The organism is Ohtaekwangia koreensis, assembly GCF_900167975.1.
GTDB lineage: Bacteria > Bacteroidota > Bacteroidia > Cytophagales > Cyclobacteriaceae > Ohtaekwangia > Ohtaekwangia koreensis.
On sequence record NZ_FUZU01000002.1, the window covers coordinates 1051723 to 1072925 of the forward strand.

General features: G+C 40.2%; 20 protein-coding genes. 6 read left to right on the forward strand and 14 right to left on the reverse strand.

What is annotated here, in order from left to right:
- Positions 1-149 precede the first annotated feature (149 nt).
- Together B5Y40_RS17530 and B5Y40_RS17535 are read right to left on the reverse strand one after the other, a co-directional pair.
- On the reverse strand, positions 150-1070 hold the full coding sequence (locus tag B5Y40_RS17530; protein WP_079688075.1) for a hypothetical protein: 921 nt from the start codon (positions 1068-1070) through the stop codon (positions 150-152).
- A gap of 340 nt (positions 1071-1410) precedes the next feature.
- The gene (locus tag B5Y40_RS17535; RefSeq protein ID WP_079688076.1) at positions 1411-2838 is read right to left on the reverse strand and encodes an alginate lyase family protein; all 1428 of its coding nucleotides are present in this window, start codon (positions 2836-2838) and stop codon (positions 1411-1413) included.
- A gap of 447 nt (positions 2839-3285) precedes the next feature.
- On the opposite strand from B5Y40_RS17535, the gene B5Y40_RS17540 reads away from it, so the two are divergent.
- The 3 genes from B5Y40_RS17540 to pgeF all read left to right on the forward strand — a co-directional run bounded on the left by B5Y40_RS17540 (position 3286) and on the right by pgeF (position 6056).
- Positions 3286-4032: a porin family protein gene (locus B5Y40_RS17540; protein ID WP_079688077.1), complete on the forward strand. Its 747-nt coding sequence runs from the start codon at positions 3286-3288 to the stop codon at positions 4030-4032.
- Positions 4033-4383: 351 nt separating this feature from the next.
- On the forward strand, positions 4384-5145 hold the full coding sequence (locus B5Y40_RS17545) for a hypothetical protein (RefSeq protein WP_079688078.1): 762 nt from the start codon (positions 4384-4386) through the stop codon (positions 5143-5145).
- Between the two features lie 137 nt (positions 5146-5282).
- On the forward strand, positions 5283-6056 hold the full coding sequence (pgeF, locus tag B5Y40_RS17550; RefSeq protein WP_079688079.1) for a peptidoglycan editing factor PgeF: 774 nt from the start codon (positions 5283-5285) through the stop codon (positions 6054-6056).
- A gap of 33 nt (positions 6057-6089) precedes the next feature.
- Here pgeF and B5Y40_RS17555 read toward each other — a convergent pair whose 3' ends face one another.
- Genes B5Y40_RS17555 through B5Y40_RS17565 form a run of 3 tightly spaced genes read right to left on the reverse strand, consistent with a single transcriptional unit; the run spans position 6090 to position 8075 of the window.
- Positions 6090-6437: a TfoX/Sxy family protein gene (locus B5Y40_RS17555; protein ID WP_079688080.1), complete on the reverse strand. Its 348-nt coding sequence runs from the start codon at positions 6435-6437 to the stop codon at positions 6090-6092.
- Positions 6438-6473: 36 nt separating this feature from the next.
- Positions 6474-7154, reverse strand: a complete 681-nt coding sequence (locus tag B5Y40_RS17560) for a DJ-1/PfpI family protein (RefSeq protein ID WP_079688081.1) — start codon at positions 7152-7154, stop codon at positions 6474-6476.
- Positions 7155-7163: 9 nt separating this feature from the next.
- Positions 7164-8075 carry a polysaccharide deacetylase family protein gene (locus B5Y40_RS17565; RefSeq protein WP_079688082.1) on the reverse strand — a complete coding sequence of 304 codons (912 nt, stop codon included), beginning with the start codon at positions 8073-8075 and terminating at the stop codon, positions 7164-7166.
- Between the two features lie 110 nt (positions 8076-8185).
- Here B5Y40_RS17565 and B5Y40_RS17570 point away from each other — a divergent pair, with 110 nt between their 5' ends.
- Positions 8186-8887 (forward strand): 3-keto-disaccharide hydrolase, encoded by a 702-nt coding sequence (locus tag B5Y40_RS17570; protein WP_079688484.1) that lies wholly within the window; start codon positions 8186-8188, stop codon positions 8885-8887.
- 399 nt (positions 8888-9286) lie between these two features.
- Here B5Y40_RS17570 and B5Y40_RS17580 read toward each other — a convergent pair whose 3' ends face one another.
- From B5Y40_RS17580 to B5Y40_RS17590, 3 genes are read right to left on the reverse strand one after another with little or no spacing between them, the layout of a single operon-like run.
- Positions 9287-9853 carry an SRPBCC family protein gene (locus B5Y40_RS17580; protein ID WP_079688084.1) on the reverse strand — a complete coding sequence of 189 codons (567 nt, stop codon included), beginning with the start codon at positions 9851-9853 and terminating at the stop codon, positions 9287-9289.
- Positions 9854-9886: 33 nt separating this feature from the next.
- Positions 9887-10318 (reverse strand): VOC family protein, encoded by a 432-nt coding sequence (locus B5Y40_RS17585; RefSeq protein WP_079688085.1) that lies wholly within the window; start codon positions 10316-10318, stop codon positions 9887-9889.
- Positions 10319-10370: 52 nt separating this feature from the next.
- The gene (locus tag B5Y40_RS17590; RefSeq protein ID WP_079688086.1) at positions 10371-11471 is read right to left on the reverse strand and encodes an adenylate/guanylate cyclase domain-containing protein; all 1101 of its coding nucleotides are present in this window, start codon (positions 11469-11471) and stop codon (positions 10371-10373) included.
- A 197-nt stretch (positions 11472-11668) separates the two neighbouring features.
- Here B5Y40_RS17590 and B5Y40_RS17595 point away from each other — a divergent pair, with 197 nt between their 5' ends.
- Positions 11669-12652 carry a GlxA family transcriptional regulator gene (locus B5Y40_RS17595; RefSeq protein ID WP_079688087.1) on the forward strand — a complete coding sequence of 328 codons (984 nt, stop codon included), beginning with the start codon at positions 11669-11671 and terminating at the stop codon, positions 12650-12652.
- 188 nt (positions 12653-12840) lie between these two features.
- On the opposite strand, the gene B5Y40_RS17600 is transcribed toward B5Y40_RS17595, so the two are convergent.
- Positions 12841-13407, reverse strand: coding sequence for a dihydrofolate reductase family protein (locus tag B5Y40_RS17600; RefSeq protein ID WP_079688088.1), 567 nt, complete (start codon positions 13405-13407; stop codon positions 12841-12843).
- A 186-nt stretch (positions 13408-13593) separates the two neighbouring features.
- Here B5Y40_RS17600 and B5Y40_RS17605 point away from each other — a divergent pair, with 186 nt between their 5' ends.
- Complete coding sequence (locus B5Y40_RS17605; protein WP_079688089.1) at positions 13594-16032, forward strand: ABC transporter permease; 2439 nt, start codon at positions 13594-13596, stop codon at positions 16030-16032.
- 137 nt (positions 16033-16169) lie between these two features.
- Here the strand turns inward: B5Y40_RS17605 and B5Y40_RS17610 are convergent, their stop codons facing one another.
- From B5Y40_RS17610 to B5Y40_RS17630, 5 genes are all read right to left on the reverse strand, one after another.
- Positions 16170-16394 (reverse strand): DUF4266 domain-containing protein, encoded by a 225-nt coding sequence (locus B5Y40_RS17610; RefSeq protein WP_079688090.1) that lies wholly within the window; start codon positions 16392-16394, stop codon positions 16170-16172.
- 5 nt (positions 16395-16399) lie between these two features.
- Complete coding sequence (locus tag B5Y40_RS17615; protein WP_079688091.1) at positions 16400-17338, reverse strand: FAD:protein FMN transferase; 939 nt, start codon at positions 17336-17338, stop codon at positions 16400-16402.
- On the reverse strand, positions 17335-17769 hold the full coding sequence (locus B5Y40_RS17620; RefSeq protein ID WP_079688092.1) for a thioredoxin family protein: 435 nt from the start codon (positions 17767-17769) through the stop codon (positions 17335-17337). Before B5Y40_RS17620 ends, B5Y40_RS17615 begins: the two co-directional genes overlap by 4 nt.
- A gap of 9 nt (positions 17770-17778) precedes the next feature.
- Positions 17779-18960, reverse strand: a complete 1182-nt coding sequence (locus B5Y40_RS17625) for a DUF3570 domain-containing protein (RefSeq protein WP_079688093.1) — start codon at positions 18958-18960, stop codon at positions 17779-17781.
- Between the two features lie 177 nt (positions 18961-19137).
- Positions 19138-20763 (reverse strand): tetratricopeptide repeat protein, encoded by a 1626-nt coding sequence (locus tag B5Y40_RS17630; protein WP_079688094.1) that lies wholly within the window; start codon positions 20761-20763, stop codon positions 19138-19140.
- Positions 20764-21203: the final 440 nt, after the last annotated feature.

Genomic DNA, 21203 nt, shown 5'->3' on the forward strand with positions numbered 1-21203 from the left:
TTTATTTTTGAATTTGAGCCCGAAAGTACTTCATTCTCTGTAAAATTTAAAACTTCAGACCGCGTCTCGTACCGTTGATAACATTCTATTAAACTTCTTTTGGTACAGTTGTATGATTCACTTGTTTTTTAGAAGCAGTCTGATGTGTATTATTTTTTGCGTAATGAATTCTGCTTAAAATATTCTACATCCAGTACCAACTCTTTTCGCTTTACAGTGAGCAAAATTTTGGATAATAACCACAGCAACGGAGAAAGAAAAAATATAGCTGTCGGTAAGAGGTACATGAATATATAGACCCGGATTTTACGGCCTGTAGAATGCAGGGCACCACCTGAAGCTATAAATTTTGACCACACGGAAAAAGCTTTTTGTCCGCGTCTCTCCATTAATACAAGATTCGGTTTTATTTCAATGGCACCTTCCTGAAGAAGCTGTGATTGAAGCGTAGTAAAATCATTTGCAGTAAGATGTTCATTGATCTGTTTTCCGAATGCTTCAGCATGTTCCACATCCTGATTGGACACGCCTGCTTGCGGAAAAAACCAGAAAGGTTTACGATCGCCAGTAAACATCCAGCGTAAAATTGTAATAAGACTTGTAAGATTACCCGAGCGATCTGCAAGTGCGATGTGTCCTACTAGGTTTGCTTTTGCATCCAGCAGACGCTGCTTCACTTTTTCCTGTGCACCAAGCCACATGTTACGACATCCTAAAATGGTAACGACTGGCTTGTTCTGCAGGATTTTTTTTGCTTCATCATTTTGAAGGAAAGAACTCACAGGACGTGATGGTGTCAGGAACCACGGCTGATAGCCAATGATGACAAGATCATATCCATCGAGCGCCTTGCCTGACAGAGGTTTTAGTGCTAAAGGTTTTTGTGAAAATGTTTCGGGAAATGCATTGAAGAACTGAAATGCACTCCAGGGAAATGGAAATTTTTCTTCTGGCTGAATTTCTTCAAAGTGGACCATGTGGCCCGCACTGACAAATGGTTTTGCCAGAGATTGAAGTATGGACAACTGTTGACCAGACTGGGTGTAATATACAATCAGGACTTTTTTCATCAAGGTTCAGTAGGTAAAGGGTGCAAAGTTATATTTTTTTAACAGTTTTTCCGTCTGCTCCTGAGGGGCTTTCGTTTTTTGACGAGAGCGAGTTTTCGGGTGTCCACCAGCGAACATTTTCATGGATGAAGAGATGTCGCAAATATTAACTTATACATCCTGACCCATAACTAACATTCGAACACCCCGAATGTATGCTCATAAAAAAACTCACCTCGATTGAAGTGAGTTTTTCGGAAGTATATTCTTTACTTAAAATGAGTTACGATATATAAATTATTTTCTATACACTACGAGAATCTAATTTGAATGTTAAGATCATATTAAATTATTCTGTCGATCACTGTTTTAGTATTTTTTTCACCACCTCACGTTTTTCATTTGATATTCGCAGGTAATAAACGCCAGGTGCCAGCGTGTTTACGGTATGGCTATACGTTCCGCCAGAAGTATCATCCGAGAATAAGAGTTGCCCGATGTCATTATAGCAATCGATGTGGGTACCACTTTCGAAACCATTGCTGAGTTTTATAGTAAATTGATTTTGCACCGGATTAGGTGACACAACGGCACCACTATCCGCATTTCGCGCAGCCGCCGCTTCGACAGGATCCAGTGAGTAGAGTAATGTTCCGTAACCAAGCTGATCATACCCGCCACTGCTTGGCCCGTAATTTCCACCACCACCTTCGGGACGAACCTTGCTGGCGAACTGAGCGCTATAGGGAGCCTCCAATCCTTTACGATGTACATAGTGATTATATACAAGCTCCCAGATTGGCCGTGTATTTCCTCTGCCTGCAGAACTAATCTCCGTTTGATTTACGTTAAGGCAATTGTTATAGGTAACATATGGCACAGATTCACCTAAATTATATTTAGCCACATATTCAGCACCTTTTAAGAAACGATTATCATCATAGCCGTAAAGATCATCACCCTGGTTCCAGGCCATTTCACAAAAGATTCCCATCAGCCCTATACCAAGCGAAGAGTGGCCCTGATCTCTGCCACTTTCCTGCCATTGTCCTAAACCATTCGGATGAATATAGTATACCGCGTTCGCGATCGCTCCGTTGCCGGCACCATTTTTAAAATATTCAACCGCCTCATTATAGTATTCACGCTTGTCGCAGAGTACACCTATAGCAAGTATAGACATCATCGTGCATTGATCCCAGTTGGCATAGAAGTGTGTTATACACCGCTCTCTTCGGGTAAGGAAATTGTGGTTGATGGGATAGAAAATTGTGAGCATCATATTTTTGAACCGCGCGAGATCATCGCTCTTCCAACCGCTATAGCTTCGCATAATTTCAGCAGCATTCGCGAATTCATATCCATATAAGCCTGCGGCCAGCACATTGTCATTGTTGCCAGCTAAAGCTTTTAATTTAGCAGACCATGCATTCATGATCTCAATAGATTTGTCTGCGTAAGCAACATCGCCAGAAACCTTCCATCGAATGGCTGTGGCATATGCCGCTGCTATATCATTGTATAGCAAATTATAGTTCTCTTTATGAATACCATCATAACCACGATAAACTGTATCCATCGGGTTTGCAACCCAGTAAAGTGCTGCATGCGGATTTGATGTTAGTCTGTTCCAACCCGAAAGCCAAGGTTCAAGCTTTGCATTGACTTTCGTTCGCATTCGTTGAAAGTCTGCTTCGGTATGCAACAAGCCTGGATGTTTAAATGATTGTGCTAGAGTTATACCTGAATACAGAAAAAACAGGGAAAGGCAAATTGCAATCTTTTTCATAAAGGGATTTCAGAGCATTAGAAATAGGCTTAGTTATGTGGATTAACGACACTTCAATAGGGTGATACTCGAACCACATTTCGCGTAATGTATTCTAAATAAAGTAAAAGACTATTAATTATCGGTATACAAGATACACTGCAAGGTGAATGCTATATCTATACCGTTAAGCAGCAAAATGACGCCAACGTAATGTAGGAAAATCTGGGGGATGGTTTTAAGTAGTAATTTGGTGATTTACACGGGCTTGTGATTTGTGGCAGGATACTAAATTGACCTGAGACGCTGGTCAACGATGTCTTTTTGATACAGTAGATTTATTCGATGGCGGTTTAGTAAATTAGTTTTCACAGCTTGCTATATATAAGCCAATGAATATAGTATATATAAATTCTTTCATGAGTATAAAGACAAGAATTATGGTGATATTTATTCTAAAATAAAACCATGAAAAAACTACTCGTTGTACTTTTAATAGCATTCGCTGGCCAACTTCATGCACAAGACTATAGAATCGGATTCCGGTTTGCCCCGGATCTTTCTTTTACCCTTGTGCATCAGTATAAAAGCGCTTATCCCGGAATAAAACAAAAAGGTGTTGGAATCAGAATGTCGTTTGGTCCGACTGTAGATTATTTCTTTTCGAAAAACATAGCGGCCTCCTCCGGCCTCTGGTATACAGTAAAGGCTGTGAACATATATATGGGAAGCCTGTATAACAGACCAGGCGATCCCAATAGTAAGTATTATTCGAAGACACGTTACAACGTTGCCTATCTGCAGATTCCGGTTACGGGGAAAGTCTATACGAAATTTATGATTAAAAAAATGGCGAAGCTTTATTTTCAGGGAGGAGGTACCATCGATATTAAAGTATCTGAAAAGGCTAAAGACACCGGGTTAAGCTACGGGGCAAATAATTATTTCTATAATACCTCCACGATTCCCTCGTACAATAATGACGGTAAAGTTTTTCGCACGTTCAACCTCGGTTATTATTTGGGAGTGGGGGCAGAGAAATCGTTGAAAAAGAATAAAGCACTATTTGCCAGTGTCAGTTTTACAAAGGGATTAATTCAGATGCTGCGACACATGAATGACCGTGATGATAACGGTGTATTAAATGATATCTCAAAAACGCTTCATGTCCAAACAAGTCAATTGTCGTTTGAGGTAGGTATGAAATTCTTATAGCAATACTAAACTGAAGCAATATTCAACGCTCCCTAAAATCTGATCAGCTATATATATAGTTTTTTTTGAAAATTAATTGATGTGTTTTCAAGAATAGAATTATTCGAAGTATCTAATACATGATTTTGCCCTGTAACATGTTGAGGTACAGCTAATATAGTATGCCGTAAAATGGATGTAAGATAATCTGAATATTTCCACCACTATTAGGGGTCACTTTAGCATAAACGTTGTTATTAACGGCCGAGTCTGTGATTATTGAATTGTGTATAACGGAAGATTCAATCAAGTTTTTGTTACCTCATTATATTGTCTCTATCATAAAAACTTAATCTTAACTCAATTTTTAGCATGAAAATGACCAAATTCCTTTTGCTCGCAGTAGCACTTTTTGCTTTCTCGTGTTCTGATGACGATGAAAAAGCCAGCTCGAGTCTTGAGAACCAAGCCCTAAGTCTTACAGAAAGCAATAGCGTTATCGTTGCACCTTCTGCCATGCAGGCATCCGAAGATAGTTATGCACAAACTGCAGTTTCTTACATCTCTATGGCAAATGCCATGAGTGGCTATCTTTCGTACTTTAAAATTCCGGAGGGATCTGTGAAATCATCCAACAGAATTACAGCTGCTAACGGACGTGCACAAAACACAGGCGATGTAGTAGTATATACCTGGCATGATGCAAACTCTGGTTATAGTGTAGGGTACCAGATCAGTGAAGCTTCCGAAAGTTACGTGTTTGAAATCTTCATTATCCTTCCTGGTGAGACAGCATGGCTTAAGTATTTCCATGCTGAAGAAAAGAAAGATCGCAGCGAAGGCTTCATGAATATATATGATATCTTCGGTGTAGAAGGTGATGATACTTCTGTTGTATGGCTGGCCTATAGCTGGGGTAGAAGTGGTGACATCTTTACTTTTTCAGTGACTGACCATTCCGGTGACTTCAACTTCAAGTTGGCTGTTAACGAAAAGACAAAAGCTGGTAATATTGTTTACTATTTTGACAGTGTAAAACAATTCGAGATGTCGTGGAATTCAGACGGTAGCGGAACATGGGCGTACTATGATACAGAAGGCAACCTGGAGGAAGAAGGTAGCTGGGATGTATAAGTATCATTCCTTAAAATAATTTAAAGAGGCGTTGTTCTACAAAGAGCAACGCCTCTTTGTTTTTACAGTATTTCGAGTCCACATGGGGTAATTATTTTTATGAATATATTTGAGCGTATATAAGGTCGAGCAGCAGTATGACTAAACAACAGATAGGTGATCTAACACTTTGGCAATTTGAGGGGTTTGGTAAAGAAATTTCCATCAAGCATTTTGTTACAGATCGGAGTTCGCATGGTGACGATAAAGAGTTTACATTAAGCTGGTCAAGTTCTCCGGATAGAGAATTTGTCCGGGATAACCGGCATCTTCTTGCGAGCGCGTTGGGCATTGAAGACACGCAACTATATTTTCCATCGCAAGTACATAAAACGCGGATTGTTCATGTTTCCTCCGGAATCTCAAAAGATGAGTTAATGGAAACAGACGCACTGATCACCAATGAAAAAGGTATCTGCATTGCTGTCATGTCAGCGGATTGTGTTCCAATTCTTTTATACGACAAGAAAAATAAAGCTGTAGCTGCTATACATTCAGGTTGGCGCGGAACGGTGGCAAGAATCCTTGATAAAACATTGCAACAGATGCATGCAACATTCGGAACAAAAGGAGAAGATCTTATTGCCGGCATTGGTCCTTCTGTTAGTCAGGAGTCGTATGAAGTAGGGACGGAGGTAGTGGAGGAGGTTATACTCGCATTTGGAAAAGACAGTGGTCTTTTAATTCCTCAGCCGAACCAAAAGGCAAAGCTTGATCTTTGGAAAGCGAACAAAATACAGCTTCAGCAATTCGGTGTACCTGAAACGCAGATTGAAGTTTCCAATTTGTGTACCGTATTGAACAACAATAATTTCTTTTCAGCACGAAAGGGAGATACAGGAAGATTTGCTGCCGGCATCGTGTTGGTATAGTTGTGCGATTAGCGGTAAGTATATAAATATAGCTTACTTCGGCTTTCGTTTCTTGGCAGGTTTTGCCTTTTTATTATAGACCAGGCAGAGGTTAATCCAGTAATCAAGATTCTTCTTCGTCTTGACGTTGTCTTCATTAACGTAGATATAGCCCTTGATGGGTTTGCCATTGCGAACCATCGCACGGCATCCATCGCGTTCGATAGCTTCTTCGTAGATTTCCGGATCGATGCGGCACATGATTTCATCGCCGCTGACGCAGATACACATTTTTCCATTTACCATGAAGCACATCCCTCTGAACATTGTCTTTTCCTCAACCTTTTTCTGGTCTGTAAGTACTTCGCGGATCCGGTCCGCCAGTTTTTCATTATAGGGCATAGTAATTAGATATATAGATGGAAACTAAATATACCATTATTTCAGAAGAATGATTTGTTGAATGATCTTGAGTCGGGATTCAAAAAGTGGTCGTGATGCATCCTGCGCTTTTTGAAAAATGTGTGGTTCTGCATTCCCGGGTGACCCGGAATCGAAAGGTGGCGCAGGATTATACTCCAACATTAACTGGATAGTCTTGGCCATTTCTTCTCCTCCTATCAATGCTGTTAATGTTAGCGCAAAATCAATTCCTGCAGTTATACCACCTCCTGTAATTCTGTTTCGATCAACAACAACACGTTCTGCAACTGCATCAACACCCAACATTGATAGCAACTCAAGTGATCGCCAATGCGTAGTGGCTTTAAAGTTTTGCAGCAAGCCAGCAGCTGCTAATAATAACGATCCTGTACACACCGATGTAATATACTTTGCATGCACAGCCTGTTGTTGCAGGAATGTGTGATATACTTTGTTAATGAGTAAAGGTGTAATGCCTCTGCCACCGGGTACAAATAAAATATCCAGCGGAGGACAATCCTCGAACGAGTAATCAGCTTTTACTGTGAGACCACCTTCAGCATGCAAAAGCGAAGTTGTTTCAGCGACAATATATACTTCAAAGCAGGTAGCCCTGATAAAGACGTCATAGGGGCCAACAAAATCCTGAATCGTAAGGTCAGGAAACAGCAACATACCGATTTTATATTTTTGCATGCTATAGTTTTATAATCCCAACGCGTTCATTTTTTCCTCTTCATACCGACTGTCCTCAGCCGGATATCGGAGTATATTTTCATATTTACCGGATTCCTTTGCCAATGCCCAGATAAGACTTTCCCCGGCAGGAACGGTAGAAGGATTTGAGTCAAATATTTTATCCTTATAGGCTTCGTGTGCGTGAATTGTATTCCATCCTTTTTCTTTAAACATCTTAATCAGATCGCCCAGAAACAAGGCAGAAGTCAGGTTGTGATGCAGCAGCAATGTATGATGTATATGGCGACCCGTTAATTGAAAGGAAAGTTGCTCATAATATAGCGCTCGTTCATATATATGGTTCAGATAGAATTTTTTGAAAGGCTCTAGGTCAGCGGCCGGATTCGTCTTCAGTTTTTTTATTAACCGGCTGTCAATATACCAGTCCGATGCATCAATGGTTACATATCCGTTTTTATAGTGTTGCTCTTTGAGTAATGTTCTGAACAGCTCGATCTTTTGCTTTGTATCACCTTCTTTCAAATATGGAAACCGAAACATTGCCAGGTAATTAGTATACGGATTGATAATTGAATCTGTTACCAGGAGCTCACGTCTGAATTTTTCGAAGGAGGTATGCTTACTGCTATAGTTTGGATGTGAATAAGTATGATTGGCAATTTTATGCCCACGATCGTTCCAGCGCTGTAAGAGTAGCTTTCCCTTTTCATCGGTTTTGTTTGCACCGGTCACAAAGAAGATTGCCTTCAGATTGGCATCATCGAGATGCTTCAACAATTTGTCATTCCATTGTTCAAACGAATATCCAGGCATGTCTCCGGTAACTCCATCATCAAACGTAAAGCTCACAGTGGGCTGTGCGTATGCGGTGAGGTTACCAAAAAACAAAACGAGTGGTATAAGAATGATCCTGAACATGTGGAGGTTTTAATTAGTGATAAAGATTCTACGAATATAATGAGTCTTGAATGAAGTTTCATTTGTAACTTTCCTGTCATTGTATAATTGATTACATGTATATAAATCCTATGAAAAAAGAGATTCTCATAACCCTGGTTACAACGGTAGGCCTGGTGCTTTCCTTCACTTCGAATGCACAGACCAAAGCAAAGAGCTTGTTTAACGGAAAAGACCTCACAGGTTGGCATGCTGATGTGCCCGAGATGGACAACAATGCTGCCGTTAAAAGTCCGTTCATCGTGCGCAATGGTTTATTGGTAAGCCTGGGCACACCCGGTGGGCACTTGATCACGGATTCAGTATATCAGAACTATAGACTTGAAGTTCAATATCGCTTTGCCGGAAAGCCTGGTAACTGCGGAGTGCTTGTGCATGTCTCCACACCACGCGCTTTATATAGTATGTTCCCAAAATCAATTGAGGTACAAATGATGCATGAGAATGCCGGTGACTTCTGGTGTATAGAGGAGGACATCACCGTTCCTGATATGGAAAAGAGACGTGGCCCGAAAGAACAGTGGGGAGTGAACGGTGATAAGAAACGTAGAATTATAAACCTCACCGATGGCTCTGAAAAACCTTTAGGTGAATGGAATACCATGATTATTGAATGTGTCGCAGATGCTGTAAAGGTGTGGGTAAACGGTGACCTTGTAAACTATGGTACAAAGAGCACGGCACAAAAAGGCCAGATAGCTTTGCAAGCTGAAGGGTCTGAAGTTGAATTTAAAAAAGTTGTGCTGACACCAATTGCTTCATTGCGGCCTTAGGCTATATATACGTTACTTGTTTAAAATATATTCCAGTATCCTGTGTAAAGTATATTGAGATAAAGCAGAGGACCATGTTAAGGTCCTCTGCTTATTATATTTTAATGCATGGTTATTATGTGATGAATAGGAAGGACGGCTATATCATCTGATAACACTTCCGCTGTAAATCCAAAATCATGTAAGAGGTCGATTAGTGGAAAACACTGAACCGATCCTGTCGAAGATTTTATACGTAGAATTCTATCACAATCCTCCAGATCAAAATTAGCAATGTAGTCTGTAAAGGTTTTATGAATCTGAGCAATCAGCATGCTCGCGTGATGCTGTTCCTCAACGTTGGTTTTAAACACTTCTACCATATACATATGCTCACTATTTTTTCTGAACTATTCACTACTATACAGTAACGGAATGATTGGTAGATTGCTTTTCAATAACCTGTTTTAGTGTTATAAGGCTCTCTTCCAAATCCTGTCCAAGCATTTTTTCTATATTCATAAATAAGCGCATAAAGTTCATAGGATAGGGCATTGCGCTTTTAAATCCCCAGGTCACATTTGTTTGCGTTAATGCAATTGATTGTGTTGCTATATATGCATCTGCAACTCCTTGAAACGGTTTAACAAATCGAAGTTGCAAGTCGAGTCTCTTGCCTGGTATAATTGCTTTTATTTCCTGCTCACCTTTGCCGACTTTCTTATTATCACTATCCCAGGCTGATATAAAGCCCACAATTCCATCTGTACCGGTATAGGACTTGCGGGCATTGAGATCTGCCATTACCCATTTGCTATAGTAGTCCTGATTCTTTAAGAGCTTTATATAGTTGAAAACCTCTTCACTTGTTTTATGGATGGTTACTGTACGTTCAATGGTATATTCTTTCTTAATGAATAATGTCAGGATTAACGGAATTGCAATAATGGCAGCAATTACCAGGACGATTGTTAATGCGGTGTTCATTCCTTTATATTTTTTTAGTATAGAAGCTTCGACTTATTTATGCGGTGCGTAATCATAATTTACCATCCATTGCACTCCGAACTTGTCCGTTAACATACCGAAGTATGCATTCCAGAAAGTCTTTTCCAGTGGCATTGTTACTTGTCCGCCTTGCGAGAGTCCATTGAATATTCGGGATGCCTCTTCTTCACTATCTGCACCGATGGCGATGGAGAAGTTATTGCCAGGAGATAAAGTATGTCCTGCAGATTCGAGTGCATCAGTACCCATAATTCTATTTTCACGTCCTATAGGTAAAGCGATGTGCATGATTTTATCCTGGTCTTCAGGAGGAACATTCGCTGTTTCGGGAACGTCTTTGAATCGCTGCACCGCTGCGAACTCTCCACCAAAAACAGATCTGTAAAAGTTAAAAGCTTCCTCTGTAGTGCCGTTGAAATTTAGATAGGGATTAATGGTTGCCATGTTCTGTTTTGTTTGAGGTTGATATATAGATATACTTGATCAATGGTATAATTCAGCTGGCGAATGCCAGAGGTTTGAAAGAGGTTAACGATACTTCTTTCTCTTTTCCTCTTAGTTTAATGGCTCCCAATGGTTGGGTCAAAAAGTTATTCGCCAATTGAAGACTTGCTACTAAATCTGCAGATGCAATTACTTCTGCGTTGAATTCTTTGCACATGCTGAGAATCCGGGAAGTAGTATTCAACACATCGCCAGAATAGGTGATGTCACGTTTAATAATTCCAACTTCTCCGGCAACTACTTTTCCACAGTGTATACCAGCTTTAAAAGATGGTACTAGCCCGTAGCGTTGTATATATTTTTCTTTGTTCTTTTCAATGTGCAGTTTAATGTCATAGAAGCATTGTACACATTGACTTTTCTCAATTCCGTCTTTATGTTTCCACGCAATGATAACTTCGTCCCCTACATATTGATGGATTTCCCCTTTGTTGGCAATGATGGGATTCGTAATGTCTGCGAAGAAATCTTTCAGAAGCTCGTGGTATTTTTCATCGCCCAGTTTCTCGGCTATGGTGGTAGATGAGTTCAGGTCCAGAAACATGAAAATACGATTCTCTTCTTTAGGCGTATTATATTTTCCTCTGATAATATTTCCAAAAACACCTTGTCCGAATTTACTGCTGATCTGGAGTAGCAACTGAGTAATTGCAACTACGATTGACCACACAAGTATATTTTTGGCTCGTGAGCTATCCATCAAAAAGTTTTTAAAGGCCTCCTGAGAGACAGGATCCATAAAAGGTTTACCTGTGCGGAGGGGAACGGACACCAGGCCCAGCAGTAAAATTATAAGTAGTATAATGGCGAAAAAAGATATACTCACCGCAGCAACGGTATGGCCATACGACTTATCCTGATATTTTACATTCACAAAGAATACCAGGAGGCTTCCTCCCAGTAAACCTCCAACCAGTGCTGAGCCGAGGTTAAACATCAGCGACAACCCAAATGAATACTCCGGTGAGGGCCCTTGGGAATTGTTCGTCAACAATACAAGATGATCATATATAGATATAATAAAACCAACGATCATCCATGCGCAGATGATTGCGCCAAGTTGGTGTAGTTTGAGTTGTGTTGTTCGATTCATAACTTTTAATATTTCGTGAACCAACTAATTCTATCCCGTCCCCTCAGCCTATTGCATGTACAAATGTAGCGACCATAATAAAAGTAAACGGGGTGTAAATACGGCAATCTAAAGGGTTGACTCCGACATTATCTTCTGCTAGTTTTGGGAGGATGAATTTCCAGAATCAGAGTCTTAACACGTATAATGCTTAACAGATGAAACACATTTCTATTCTCGTTCCAAGAGGTGCTGCTGCCTTAAGTTGTATTGAAGGTGCATTCACTTGTTTTACAAAGGCAAATGATTTTTTAACGAGCATGGGGCGGTCACCATTATTCAAAGTGCAATTGGTGGGTATCGACAATGATGCACAGGTATATGACCGTTTATTTAAAGTGTCGCCTGATGTGGTTGTTGCCGAACTTGAAAAAACCGATCTGATCATTATACCCGCCGTAAATGGAGACATGAATAATGTCATAACAAGCAACGCTGAATTTTTTCCATGGATTGTAAAGCAATATAAAAAAGGAGCGGAGATTGCGAGTCTTTGCGTTGGAGCGTTCCTGTTGGCAGCGACCGGATTACTTGAAGGGAAAAAAGTTGCCACGCACTGGCTATCCGCCAATGACTTCAGAAAAATGTTTCCGGATGTAGAGTTAGTGTCAGATAAGATTATTACAGATGAACAAGGAATATATTCCAGTGGTGGCGCGAATTCATTCTGGAACCTCCTGCTATATTTGTTAGAGAAATATACTGATCGTGAAGTCGCTATTCTTGCAGCAAAATATTTTGCCATTGAGATTGACCGGACTACCCAGTCGGCATTCATTATGTTCAATGGACAGAAAGATCATCAGGATGAATCCGTAAAAAAAGCGCAGGAATTCATTGAGCAAAATTTTCAGGAGAAAATAACAGTCGACCAATTGTCTGATATGTTTGCGGTAGGCAGACGAAGCCTTGAGCGCAGGTTTAAAAAAGCTACGTGTAATACAGTATCGGAATATATTCAGCGCGTTAAAATTGAAGCCGCGAAAAAGAGCTTTGAGACAAGCCGAAAGAATATCATGGAGATCATGGGCGATGTAGGGTATTCCGACACCAAGGCCTTCCGAACGATCTTTAAAAGAGCCACCGGTCTATCACCCCTTGAGTATAGGAATAAGTACAACAAAGAGGCCGTTCTCGCGTAATGTGTTTTTAGTTGTCAACGTGATCAGCCGTTAACCTCAAGTTGTATTTAAATAGTCACCACTATTAAACGCCTTTGTATAACCAATACAAAGGCGTCTCTTTTTCTTGCCATAATACTATAACTGCAGAACTGAACTGGCATTGGAATAGTATAAGAGCAACTAACTATATATTTGTGGTTTTTCGATCACGCGCCACGATAGCATAGAAGTACGTTGCCCGACTTGAATGTTTTTGTTTTTAGAAGCTTGAGATGTAGCCTTTCTATGTTTGATGTATTTTCAGAATAAAACATGGACCTACCATGGCCTAATACTATAGGATTAACAATGATATGATATTCGTCTATTAAGCCATGATCCTTAAGTGTTCGTGATAGATTGGCGCTTCCAATAACAGCGATGTCTTTACCTGCAGTACGCTTTAGCCGCGATATCTCTTCCACTGCATTCTCTTTTACAAGTGTTGTATTATTCCAGGTGGCGTTATTCAGCGTGCGTGAAAAAACAAATTTTGCTAATGAGTTCATTCTTTCAGCAACGGATGGGCTATCTGTTATAGCTGCTTGAGTAGGCCAGTAGCTTTCCATGACTTGATACGTGACCCTTCCAAATAGGATCATATCTACAGCGCTTAAAAAGTCAGTGCAATATGAATTAAATTCATCGTCTACAACGTGCCAGTCAATTTCCTTGTTGGTACCCTCGAAGAAACCATCCAATGTTACCATCATTTGAAGGATTACTTTTCGCATAGCTTTTTTATTATGTCCTTATTCAAAGGTATGGTAAAAATTGTGCCGGTATGGCGTGTGAACACGTCAAAGTGTAAGGCTGATTACGACAGAAATTATAGTATCTTTTAGATTAAGTAGACACTGAACTTCGCTCATGCTTCGTTAAATTGAGTAGTTATTTGTCATTCCCTAACCTGAAGTTATATGGTCGGAAATTACTTTCGTATAGCCTGGCGCCATATTATGGCGAATAAGACGTTTTCTTTTATTAGCATTTTCGGCTTGTCACTTAGCGTTACCGTATTCCTGCTTATTACTCAGTATGCAATTTTCGAACTACGCTTTGACCGCTTTCATAGTCGTGCTAATTGTATATACAGGGTCAATGCAATTACATATTCAGATAGGCAAATTGTATCGAACAGTGCATTGTCATCTTATTCGTTGAAGCAAACAATGGATGGAAGATTCCCCGAGATAGTTAACTCGGTCAGATTGATCTCCACACGTTCTTGGTTTGATTGCACCCTGAAATATGATGAGGGATCGAAAGCTGTAATTTTCAACGAACACAATCTATACTATACCGATGCATCCGTACTTTCTATATTTTCGCTTCCGTTACGGTATGGTAATGCCCAGGCCCTTGCAAAGCCATATACCGCGGTGCTGTCTGAATCGGTTGCCAGGCGATATTTTGGTAATGAATATCCAATAGGAAAGACACTACATTTAAAAGGAAGTTTTGAAGAAAGCGATTATACAGTGACTGGGGTTATTGAAGATATACCTGCGGACTCACACATTGAAGCCGATATATTCCTTTCTATTAATTCCCTTGAACATAATCCTTACGTTGATAACTTTGACGCGTATACCTATATACAAATCTCCCCCTCTGTCAACATGGAGGATTTTACAGACCGTTTTAATGCGTTGGTTTCGAAGTATCTTCCATCGGATAATAAAACATTTATAAAGTTTTCTTTACAGCCAATCACAGAAATACATCTATACTCATCGCTTCAGGATGAAATGAAGCCGGGCGGTAATGCAAAGTCTATTTATTTTTTGATACTTGTTGCTTTCTCAATTCTACTCATTGCATGGATCAACTATATCAACCTTGCTACCGCACAGTCCATAGCACGTGCAAAAGAAGTGGGGATTCGCAAAGTTTCAGGGGCAACGCGAGGCCAGCTTGTAAATCAATTTCTTGCGGAGTCAGTGATTATCAATTTGCTCAGCGCCACGTTGGCGTTTCTTGCTGTGTTTTTTCTGTCGTCATTCTTCTATACGCTAGCCGGCTTCACTGTTTCGTACGATCGGTTCATTTCTGCAGGTATATATGATATAGCGCTCTTAACTTTAATAGTATTTTGCTTCGGTGTTTTTGCTGCCGGTTTTTATCCAGCCCGAATTATATCTTCGTATAATCCTGTTTTAGTATTAAAAGGTAAATTTAATGGTAAGAACAACACGGGACTTACGTTGCGAAAGACGTTGGTTGTATTTCAGTTCACATGTGCTATAGGGCTGACGATTGCTGTGTTAACCTTTAAGCAACAGTTTGAATTTATGCAACGGCAGGATTTGGGTATAGATATAGCGCGGACTGTTATCGTTAAGGCACCTTCCCTGATCGACTCTTCGTTTGCTGATCGTCTTAGAAATTTTAAATCAAGCCTTGCGACTAAATCTGTCATTAGTGGTGTAACCACTTCGAGTGCTATACCGGGCGATAAAATTGAGTGGACTGGAAATGTTCGCATCGATAGGAATTCCAGGGCACAAACTAGTTTTGTTATTAATGTAGTCGATAACGATTTTATCTCTACTTATAAGCTCAAGTTGTTATCAGGAAGAGATTTCACAGTTTCGGATTTTCCGTTGAAAAAATTTGGCGATAAGACTGAGTCGGTTATCTTGAACAAAGCTGCAATACAATTATTGGGTATTGCGACACCGGAGGAAGCCATAGGGCTGGAAATATACTGGGGCGATGATAAGTGTAAAGTGGTGGGAGTTATAGATGATTTCCATCAACAGTCTTTGGAAATTGCTTTACAGCCAATTCTTTTTACTGCGAATAGCGGTCCACGCCTGTCATTAAAGTTTGGTGAAGCGGTTAATACAAATAACCTGAAAGCATCAATAGCTGTTATTCAAAAGGAATGGAGGTCATTTTTCCCAGACGATCCTTTCGATTATTTCTTCTTGGAGGATCACTATGCAACGCAATATGCTGATGATGCACAGATTGCGAATATCTTTCAACTATTCTGCGGTATAGCGATAATAATATCCGGTCTGGGCTTATTTGGCCTATCGTTTTTTATGGTGCGACAGCGGATGAAGGAAATGGGAATTCGAAAAATATTGGGAGCTTCTGTTGTTAATTTGATAACTATATTGACAACGGAATTTGTATGGTTAATTATACTGGCATCCTGTCTCGCTGTACCTTTAGCATACCTTGGAATCACGCAGTGGTTACAACACTTTGCGTTTCATATGGACTTAACCGCGTGGATTTTTGTTTGCCCTGTTTTGCTTTTCATGGGGATTGGATTTATAACAATAGGTTTTCAAACGTTTAAAGCTGCAAACGTCAATCCTGTTAAAATATTGAAGCATGAGTAGCGCAAATGATAGTGGCTAAAATGTACAACTATCGGTAGTGTTTTGTCCGTATATACCTTATTCTTCTAGCTTATACCCAAGCTATATATAGGGTTGCTTATAAGATCAATATTTCATCACGGATCCGTAAAAATGCTTTAGTTACATCCGCAGCCGCCACCGTTCTTTCCTCCATTGGCACCTGAAGCACCCTCCCTATATAGCTGGAAGCTGGTTTCAAACTTCTGGGTTTTGCGCGCGGCAAGTTCCATCTCTGAATCGTTCAGATGCATTTTTTGATATTCTTTTACAGACGCGCATCGCGTGAATGAAATAATTACGATCCCGAAGCAGAGTGCTGTGACAATTTTACTGTTCTTCATAATGATTACGTAAGATTGATATTTTTGGAAGTATATACTGTATTGTTGTCGTCGATGATGATACACGCTATATCTTTTAGTTGATTGATTAAGGTGAGCCCTGGCTTTATACCCATTACCATGACGGGTGTGGCCATCGCATCTGCAATTTCTCCACTGGCGCAGATGATCGTTACGCTCTTGATACCACGTACCGGGTATCCACTTTTCGGATCGATGGTATGCGAGTATTTAACGCCATCGATCATAATATACTTTTCATAATTACCGGAGGTAGCCACAGATGTATCCGTTAGCTGAATAGAAGCCAAGGGCGAATCTTTTTTGTCGGGATCAGCTATACCTATTGTCCACGCCTCTCCACTGGGTTGCCGGCCCCAAACTGTAAGATCACCCGCGGCATTTACGATGCCGTTTGCCACGCCAGATTTGCGCATCACTTCTTTGGCTCTATCAGCAGCATATCCTTTTCCAATGCCTCCGAAGCCGATGCGCATCCCTTTTTCTTTCAGGTAGACGGTTTGATTCTTTTTATCCAGTATAACATTCCGAAAATTGATAAGGCGCACCATCGATTTTGCCGTAGCAACATCCGGTAAGGAAGTCATACTCGTATCAAAATTCCAGAGGCTTTTATCAATCGATCCGTAGGTAATATCAAAAGCACCTTGTGTCAATGCCGAGATACGGAGCGAACGTTCAATCAGATCGAAAACTTCTCTATCTACGTCTACAGGTCTTATGCCGGCATTTATATTGATATAGTGTGTCTGACTTGTTTCACTATAGGTTGTAAGCAATTTTTCAATACGTTGTATTTCAAGGATTGCATCATCAATACAGCTTTTTGCCCATGCCTCATGCTCGGCAACCACAGTAAACCCAAACAGGTTGCCCATCAACTTTAAATCCCGGCTATATATCTGATCCTTGAGGGTAATCATTGCTTGGCAGATATAGTCTTTGTGAGATCGTCTATAAATTTATCCTGACTTGAAAATATATACCCATCCCATTGTTTGATCACTTTACCATGCGCGTCCATTAATACGGTGAATGGAAATTTCCCGGAAGGGTTGTATTTTTCAGCAAGAGCTTCATTGTGTTTTGTTAACTCTTTCGAAAGCTGATTCTTTTTCGAACGTGGAAAATCGGCGCGGACTAATACCAGTTGTTTTTCAGCCAGTGTTAAAAAAGACTCGTTTTCAAATACTTCTTTTTTCATTTTGATGCAGGGCGCGCACCAATCCGACCCGGAAAAATTAAGCAGTATATATTTATTTTCCTGGACAGCTATATTTTTGGCAGTATCAAAATCTGTAAGCCATTCCGTTGATGCACCGATCAGCAGTATGCAGGTAAGCAATGTTTTCATATATACTATTTATTTTATTTTTACTAGAAGTGTAATGATGTTGGCAGTTAATCCTGTAGATCGTTTATAGTGGCCATAGCGCAGTTCAAGTGTGTTAAACTTTGAGATGTTCATCAGGCCTCCTGGTGGCGCATATCGAATCCCGGCACCCATCATGTTGCTCGTAAGTGTTGAGAGATCATAGTCACTGGTATAAAATTCTTCGCTCATGACATGTTGTTCATACCTTGCGAAGTATTTAACACCTTGTTGATTATAATATCTATAGAACGGACTTATGGAAAAGAATGGTGTAATCTTGATGGGCGTCTCCAACTCGACAGTGTGAGCACTCAGTCCCCAATTATCTTTATAGTATCGGTAGTACGTGCGAATAATAAATCGATCACCCAGGAAATAATTTAGTCGCAAGCCTATAGGAACTTTGAGGCGTGTATCGGGTAAGTTTTCAATTTTATGCGAGCCGTTTGTGAAATAGGTTCGATGATAGAGTGTAGCCAGCTGACCTTCCTGGTAAGCAACATCTGCGAGCAACAATATCTGCAATCGTTTTGTAAGCACCTGGCTTAGCGTAAAGGCTGCGCTGTAGGTATTCCGGGGTTCAGTTCCTTTTCTATTGCTGCTGGCTCGCAGTTCAATGGGTAAAATTACAGTCCATGTATCAAGGAATACTTGACCTTTTACGCTGAACTCACGGTTTTTGTCTTTTGATAATTTAGACCAGCCCAGGCTAAGTCCTTTCGAAAAGTAATCAAACTCAGTGGAGATTGATCCATTAATACTCACGGTAGATCCTTTGTCTTCGTTGGTGATGGCATACGTGAGTGATGGATAAATTCGTTTGTCACCAGAGGATGCTGATGAGATTGTATTTGGATCAATTTTGTCCGATGATGCTGAAGAGTATACATCGATACCAACTTCTCCTGTAAGGGTGTGTTTCCGATTGCGTGAATCATAACGCGAGAATTTAACGTCAATGGTTGTTGCGAAGTCGGTAAGTTTTTCGGTGCCAATGCCACCTGTTACAGCAGAGTTATTCCCATCCTGCTTATAATAGCTCGATACGAAATTTACTTCTTCGAGCTTTAGTTTTCTATTCTTATAGGCAGAGGTATCTTGAAGGGATTGTGAAAATCCGGCCAGGGTGGATATGTAAATTCCTAAAGCGGCCAGTGAAATACGAAGCATAGAAATTGATTAGAAAAGCAAATTCCGAAAAAGATTCTGAAAAGATTCTGAATTTTCTGACCATGACAACTGATTTAAATCAGTCCGTCATGAATGTAAAGCAAGAATATGAGTGTACAAGAGTCTTTCAGAAACCCGCTTGAAGAAGATAATATAAACAATAGCTCTATAGCACGGCTACGACGCGGCCTTCAAAAATGTTATTTTGTTGATAAAATCTTCCAGTGTTTCTTTTTCGGGCAAATCAAATTTCTTCTTTAATCGATAGCGTGATTTCTTGATACTCTCCGGAGATATACCCAGCATGGATGCTGATTCCTTGAGCGATAACTTTAACTTGATAAGAGCAGAGAGCCGGAGTTCAGAGACGGTTATGTCAGGGTAATGATATCGTATTTTCGCAAAGAACCGCGGGTATACTTCTTCAAAGGCCTTCTTGAAATTTTCCCAATCGTCATCGGTAAGAATGGCGGAGTGCAGTATTTTATTGAACTTGTCGATCTCCGGATCTTCGTCAAAGGATCTGGTTTTAAGTGTTTCGAGTTCAAGATTTACCTTATCGATCATCTCCGATTTCTCGCGTAGGTTTTGCGTATAGAAATCAAGCAATTGCCTTTTAGAATCCAGCTTCTTTTTCATGATCGCACGCTGGCGTTTAAATATGAATCCGCCGATGATGAGAAGCGCAAGGCAAGCCGCTATAAATGAGTTTCGCCTTAATATCTTCGCGGTCAGTTCATGATCGAGTGCTTTGAGCTCCAGTTCTTTTTTCTTGAGCTCAAAACTGGATTTTATTCTTTCAATGTTACTTCGTCCTTCCGAGCTTTTTATGCTGTCATTCAGTACGACATATAGCGATTGGAAAGTATATGCCATCGGATAATTTTTCAGCGCTTCATATGCTTTTGCCAGCTGGTAATAACTGTCTGCTATATCGCGTTTAAAATCTATAGCACGTGCTGCCTTTAATCCCAGCTCTGCCGCCATCATAGCCTCCTGCGGTCTATTTTGTACCAGGCGAAGTTTACTGATGGAGATATAAATGGAAGGTTGTAAATAAACGCTTTCGGTTTCAATGGCAAGTTGCAAGGCTTTTTGTTGGTAGTAATGGGCTCGTTCATAATCTTTACTCCTAAAATAGATATCTCCGATGGAGGTAAGGTCATTACTTACTGCCGCCTTGTCTTTGATTTCTTCGTTTAGCTTTAGCGACTGATTGTAATAATCAAGTGCTAAGGAATCCCTTTTTTCTATTTCATACACGTCCGCAATATTACTAAGCGCTCGTGCCACGCCACTTTTATAACCCTGATTGCTCCAAGCCGCTAGAGCTTTCTTGAAATGTGTTAAGGCCGCCTTTGTGTCATCCTGTGACAAGTATATTATACCAACATTGTTGTTGCAAACAGCAATCTGCTGGTTGTCATGAATCCTCTCAAAAATGGAAAGAGCTTTTAACAGATATTCTATTGCCTGAGGAGAGTTACCGAGCCTATGGTAGTAGTAGCCTATATATACATATGCCTTACCCTCGCCCTTTCCAAAATCAATGTTCTGCGCTACTACAACGGCTTCATTGGCAACTTCCAGCACCTTTTTGGTACTGGATGATTGCAATACCCTGCAAAGCTTAATAAGTGTATTAACACGATTTGTATCCTGGGGCAATGTTGTCAATACCTTTTCAAGGCTGTCAATTTCCGCTTGATGCTTTTGTGCAGTAGCAATGTGATTTGCCAAAAGGCAAATCGCTACTATACAGATCGTGATATTGCTTTTATTGAACACGTAGTCTACTCTCATCTGGACTATTGAATTTTAACGCTGCCTGCTGCCTCATTGGACAGTTAACACAGCTGTTATACTGAACGAGTACAAAGTAAGTTCATATTTATTTAATGGTCTACCTAATTGTCTACTTAGATGCTCTTATGTCAGTTTTTAACCGAGTTTGATGGAATTTGTGATTCGAAAGACTGTGAGTAAGCAAGCGATCACCACAATGGAGACGCGTTCATAACGGCATTGTGAATCCACAACTGTAAAATTTTTCACCACCTGTGCAGCGCTTGTTTTTAAGAGTCTACTTAAATGACTACCCCGTCTGCATGCTATTATCATTCAAATGATAACAATAATATATTACTTGCAATGATTTTTGTTTTCCCTGCCAGGCAATCTATATACATCGCAATACCTTAAATATAGCGTATGTATTTCATTAAAGTATCACCATATATATG

Coding starts and splice junctions, on each gene's coding strand:
- B5Y40_RS17530 (WP_079688075.1), bottom strand. CDS start 1,070: ATGAAAAAAGTCCTGATTGTATATTACACCCAGTCTGGTCAACAGTTG.
- B5Y40_RS17535 (WP_079688076.1), bottom strand. CDS start 2,838: ATGAAAAAGATTGCAATTTGCCTTTCCCTGTTTTTTCTGTATTCAGGT.
- B5Y40_RS17540 (WP_079688077.1), top strand. CDS start 3,286: ATGAAAAAACTACTCGTTGTACTTTTAATAGCATTCGCTGGCCAACTT.
- B5Y40_RS17545 (WP_079688078.1), top strand. CDS start 4,384: ATGAAAATGACCAAATTCCTTTTGCTCGCAGTAGCACTTTTTGCTTTC.
- pgeF (WP_079688079.1), top strand. CDS start 5,283: ATGACTAAACAACAGATAGGTGATCTAACACTTTGGCAATTTGAGGGG.
- B5Y40_RS17555 (WP_079688080.1), bottom strand. CDS start 6,437: ATGCCCTATAATGAAAAACTGGCGGACCGGATCCGCGAAGTACTTACA.
- B5Y40_RS17560 (WP_079688081.1), bottom strand. CDS start 7,154: ATGCAAAAATATAAAATCGGTATGTTGCTGTTTCCTGACCTTACGATT.
- B5Y40_RS17565 (WP_079688082.1), bottom strand. CDS start 8,075: ATGTTCAGGATCATTCTTATACCACTCGTTTTGTTTTTTGGTAACCTC.
- B5Y40_RS17570 (WP_079688484.1), top strand. CDS start 8,186: ATGAAAAAAGAGATTCTCATAACCCTGGTTACAACGGTAGGCCTGGTG.
- B5Y40_RS17580 (WP_079688084.1), bottom strand. CDS start 9,853: ATGAACACCGCATTAACAATCGTCCTGGTAATTGCTGCCATTATTGCA.
- B5Y40_RS17585 (WP_079688085.1), bottom strand. CDS start 10,318: ATGGCAACCATTAATCCCTATCTAAATTTCAACGGCACTACAGAGGAA.
- B5Y40_RS17590 (WP_079688086.1), bottom strand. CDS start 11,471: ATGAATCGAACAACACAACTCAAACTACACCAACTTGGCGCAATCATC.
- B5Y40_RS17595 (WP_079688087.1), top strand. CDS start 11,669: ATGAAACACATTTCTATTCTCGTTCCAAGAGGTGCTGCTGCCTTAAGT.
- B5Y40_RS17600 (WP_079688088.1), bottom strand. CDS start 13,407: ATGCGAAAAGTAATCCTTCAAATGATGGTAACATTGGATGGTTTCTTC.
- B5Y40_RS17605 (WP_079688089.1), top strand. CDS start 13,594: ATGGTCGGAAATTACTTTCGTATAGCCTGGCGCCATATTATGGCGAAT.
- B5Y40_RS17610 (WP_079688090.1), bottom strand. CDS start 16,394: ATGAAGAACAGTAAAATTGTCACAGCACTCTGCTTCGGGATCGTAATT.
- B5Y40_RS17615 (WP_079688091.1), bottom strand. CDS start 17,338: ATGATTACCCTCAAGGATCAGATATATAGCCGGGATTTAAAGTTGATG.
- B5Y40_RS17620 (WP_079688092.1), bottom strand. CDS start 17,769: ATGAAAACATTGCTTACCTGCATACTGCTGATCGGTGCATCAACGGAA.
- B5Y40_RS17625 (WP_079688093.1), bottom strand. CDS start 18,960: ATGCTTCGTATTTCACTGGCCGCTTTAGGAATTTACATATCCACCCTG.
- B5Y40_RS17630 (WP_079688094.1), bottom strand. CDS start 20,763: ATGAGAGTAGACTACGTGTTCAATAAAAGCAATATCACGATCTGTATA.